Source organism: Vibrio sp. OPT46 (genome assembly GCF_015163535.1).
GTDB lineage: Bacteria > Pseudomonadota > Gammaproteobacteria > Enterobacterales > Vibrionaceae > Vibrio > Vibrio alginolyticus.
The window spans coordinates 23,678-27,962 of the sequence record NZ_JADDYG010000302.1 but is presented as its reverse complement, the minus strand read 5'-3'; the positions used below and the strand labels follow the sequence as shown (position 1 = coordinate 27,962).

4 protein-coding genes are annotated in these 4,285 nt (G+C 41.9%); 1 reads left to right on the top strand and 3 read right to left on the bottom strand.

What is annotated here, in order from left to right; all coding sequences use genetic code 11:
• Nucleotides 1-257: 257 nt before the first annotated feature.
• Nucleotides 258-1,862 carry a methyl-accepting chemotaxis protein gene (locus IQR33_RS14275; protein ID WP_193838081.1) on the bottom strand — a complete coding sequence of 535 codons (1,605 nt, stop codon included), beginning with the start codon at nucleotides 1,860-1,862 and terminating at the stop codon, nucleotides 258-260.
• A 293-nt stretch (nucleotides 1,863-2,155) separates the two neighbouring features.
• On the opposite strand from IQR33_RS14275, the gene queD reads away from it, so the two are divergent.
• Nucleotides 2,156-2,518: a 6-carboxytetrahydropterin synthase QueD gene (gene queD, locus IQR33_RS14270; protein ID WP_005376896.1), complete on the top strand. Its 363-nt coding sequence runs from the start codon at nucleotides 2,156-2,158 to the stop codon at nucleotides 2,516-2,518.
• 89 nt (nucleotides 2,519-2,607) lie between these two features.
• Here queD and IQR33_RS14265 read toward each other — a convergent pair whose 3' ends face one another.
• On the bottom strand, nucleotides 2,608-3,075 hold the full coding sequence (locus IQR33_RS14265) for a GNAT family N-acetyltransferase (RefSeq protein ID WP_064368577.1): 468 nt from the start codon (nucleotides 3,073-3,075) through the stop codon (nucleotides 2,608-2,610).
• Nucleotides 3,076-3,169: 94 nt separating this feature from the next.
• On the bottom strand, nucleotides 3,170-4,285 hold a 1,116-nt coding region (locus IQR33_RS14260), incomplete at its 5' end, for an EAL domain-containing protein (protein ID WP_193843779.1).

The following is a 4,285-nucleotide window of genomic DNA, read 5'->3' as shown; positions in this document are numbered from 1 at the left end:
ACTGCTAGCTGACCTTTCAATACGTCTGATACAGGCGCGTAAGTCATGTTTTCAATATTCTCCATTGAGGTAAAAATTCAACTCAACGCTTACTTAAAGTACTTGTCTAATAACATTTTTGTTCAAAAAACAAGCTAAGCGCTGAGTTGGGTAGCATTTTACAGATTCAACGAGACATATTACCTGTCAATTCGCTCGCATCAACCTTTATATTCGTTTTGATGGGGAGAATCTCTCTATTTATTCATTCTTTTGTGCTATGAAAGTGTGAATTGGTTTAGTAATTGCTCTAAACGTTCGGATAGATGCTCTAAATCAACACTAATATCACGCGTGTGCGATGCCGATTGCGATGTGTCGTTAGCATGCAGTGTGATCACATCTATTTTAGATTGAATATGCTGACTTACATCAGATGTGGTTTGCGTCTGGTTTTGGATATCTTCTGCATGTCTGAGCACTTGGCGCATTTCGTCAACAACGTTATGCATTGTGGCTGATAGTGCCTCGACATCGACAGAGCGTTGATGAGCAAACTGGCAGACGGTATCAACAGAAGTTAATGACTCTTCACTTCCTTGCTGGAATTGAGAAATGATATGTTCAATATTACCAGTGGCTTCAGCCGTCCTAGAAGCCAGGTTACGCACTTCTTCCGCGACGACCGCAAAACCGCGTCCTTGCTCTCCGGCACGGGCGGCTTCGATAGCAGCATTCAACGCGAGCAGATTGGTTTGTTCTGCAATACCCTTAATAACCACAAGAATGGACGACACTTCTTCGGTTCTTTGATTTAGAGAGCTGATTTTTTCCCGTACGGTATCAATGTTACTTACTAGTTGTTTGATGTCTTCACTGACGTTGTGTGCTTGGCTTGCACTATGAGTGGCGACATCAACGGTGTGATTGACCAAAACAGTAGCGTTGTTAGTCGAGTCCTCAACCGCAGTTTGTTGCTGCAACATATCGGTGATATTACTTTGTACTTCGTTGGTCTCTAGCTGTTGGTTATTGGCCGCTTTATCTGTGGACTGCGCGACAGCAGTTAGTTTACTCGCGGAGTCGGCAAGTGAGTGAGAGGTGTCTTGCACACGTTCTAAGCTTTCGGAGACCGTATCCATGAATGAATTGATTGCTGTAGAAAGTTGGCCCACTTCATCCTGTTGGTGATGCATAAGTCGTTGAGATAGATCTTTGCTATGGCTCACATTCGACATGAATTTCGACGTTCTTTGAATTGGTCGTACAATGATTTTTTGAATCAAACTCATCGTTATGATGAAGCCCACAAATGCGATTACGGCCATTATTCCCATCGCAAACATTGCCTGTTTACTGATCATTGAATTGACATGATTCATGTTGTATTCCAAGCGAATCGCGCCCAACACTTCTCCTGCTGGTGCAACGTGGCAAGAAACGCAGTTGGTGCCACGGTAATTTTCGCTCGATTTCATTGGTAGCGCGACTACTAACCCTTTGCCCCAATCGGCTGAGATTGGTTCAATCACCAGTTCACCATTCAACGCTCGTTGATCAATATCATCGACAGGCTGCTGGTTTTGTTGCCCAGGTCCGTAAAGTTTGGTCACAGCGTCAGCTCGCAACACGCGAACTGCTTCAATGCCTTCTTGGGCCAGGGCCTTTTGACGTAAGGTTTCTTTTTGCGACATGGTGCCCGTAAGCATCATCATATTTAGGCTGTCGAAATAATTACTAGCCTTATCATGGAGTTGTTCACTAAGAACATCATTGATTAAGGTTTTTTGTTGATGGTATTGGTAAGCCGTAGAGGCAGCTAGAACGCAGCTGAAGACAGCAATTAACGCCAGTAAGAGCTTAAAAGTGATAGTTGAGCGCATAAATTTATAAGTGTAATTGGAACGAACTGCACAATATTAATGTGCACAAATGCGCACTGCGAACAACGAAATGAATGATTGTGACCCCACACATGTTGGGGATATGTAATTGTGATGTGAGTGCTGTGTAATCAAATGTTTGGCGCGTGACAGAAATACGGCGCTTTGGTGTGAGTGATAGCAAAGAGGCCGGGAACTAGCGGAAGTTTTTGCTACGCTTGTATGGGGTAACGCTTGTCTCTTGGCAGCGAATTCCTTAGTATTGCCTGTCTTTTTAAAGCCTGAGAATCAAGATGAAAACAGAATTATACAAAGAGTTTATGTTCGAAGCAGCACACCATTTGCCACACGTACCAGAAGGTCACAAGTGTGGTCGTTTGCACGGACACTCTTTCCTTGTTCGTCTTTATGTAGAAGGTGAAGTTGATCCACATACAGGTTGGGTAGTGGATTTTGCAGAGATCAAAGCTGCGTTTAAACCAATTTACAATCGCTTAGACCATTACTACCTAAACGACATTGAAGGGTTAGAGAACCCGACTAGCGAAGTGTTAGCAAAATGGATTTGGCAGCAGCTTAAGCCAAGCTTACCACTGCTAAGTAAAGTAGAAATCAAAGAAACGTGCACAGCGGGTTGTATTTACAAAGGCGAATAAGTCACTTTCTATTGAGCATTAAACAAAGGCAAGCGAGAAGCTTGCCTTTGTTGTATCTGAATGGCCCAATTTTGATTATGCTTCACCAGTTAGCTTAATGGGTGTCGTAGAATCCATTCTTTTTCATTATCACCCAATGTTGTTTCCTCTGTATTAATGAATCCGCACGCATCAAAAAAACTGATAGCGTATTGCTGACTTTGTGGAACAGTGGCGCAAAGAGAGGTGCTTTTAGGGTTAATGGTATACGCATAAAGGAAGAGTTTACGCAATGCCTCACTCCCAACCCCTTGACGTTGGAAATGTTGATCAATCATCAAGTATTTAAGCTCCAGTTCGTATCGTTTAGCAAACGGCGCATGTTGGGAGAAACCTTTATCGATAACAAGATAGCCTACTAATAGGTCATCAGAATAAATCGTAAAGAACGCCTCTGACTTACTACGTTTTTGATAAGCCATTTCAAACGGTGTAAAAAATCCTTTTTGCTCTTCTTGCACATCCAATTGCATCAAACTTGAAAAATCTTTCAGTTTGGTGGGTTTAATCGCAATCATCGCTCAATCACAAATTGGCGGCATACCTTTATGCCACCACGAGTTTTTATAGAGTATTAGATCTATTTTAAGTAACTAACCGAGTGAAGAAAAGCTAGCAATGAAGAGGGTAATAATAACCTTGGTGAATATAGGCGCCCAATGTTGTGAGTAAGTGAGCACTGTCTGCCGTTTCTACGCCTTCAACAATGACCGTGCAGCGATACGTATTGCCCATAGCAATTAACTGACGCAAGGTTTCTATCTTTTTATCATCAGATTTTAGGCCAATAACAAATTCTCGGTCGATTTTGAGGTAGTCCGGATTCAGCTTGCTGATAAGCGCCACATTATTATTGCCGGTGCCAAAGTCATCAATACTGATTTTACAATCCAGAGCTTTTAGTTTCGCGACATTGTCATAAATCTCAGAGGTATAGTACATCGATGCATTTTCTGTGATTTCGATTGTCAGCAAACGGCAATCCCGATTAGATAGCTCTCTATATAGGATTGAAAAGTTACGCCCTCGCAGCAAAGAAGGACAAACGTTAATGCTGATAGGGATGGGCAACGCTTTTTGTTTGGTGTAGATGGAATCAATCACCAGTAAGGTATGAGTTAGCAGCAATCCATTGCGGATCAGTGTTTCAATAAACCGTTGCGTATTTTTTACCTTAAACCGGGAGAGGGCTTCGTAGTGCACAATCTTTTGTGCCGAAGTGTTATAAATCGGCTCCAGTTTTATTTTGAACTGTCGAATTGCGCACAAGTAAGCCATAAAGGCTTGTAGGGAGCGGTGACGCAGTATAATGAGAAAAAGTAAGCTCAGTAGAATGATACTTTGAAACGGCCCAGAGATGTAATACACCTCTTTATAGCCACTATTCTTTACGTGATAATTGAAAAAGCGTTCATTGGTGTTACCAATCTCTAACGACGTTCCGGTATTCGTTGATAGCTTCATACCGGAAAGAAAAAAACGTGAAATATGATTTTCAACATTGTCGGATAAGTTAATGTTTTTAACACGAACCAAAACAGTTGCGTTATTTAAGTCAAATGATTGTGTCGTGTAATTGTTATTGTTACTCCACTCTTCAAAGGCTTTTTTGCTGACAGGGACAACGGTTTCTGGAGTGACTAAGCATCGAATATTGAAACGATCTAGCATCATGCTCGATTCCACCAACTTCACATTATCAAATAGCGACTTCAGTTCGCTTTCATC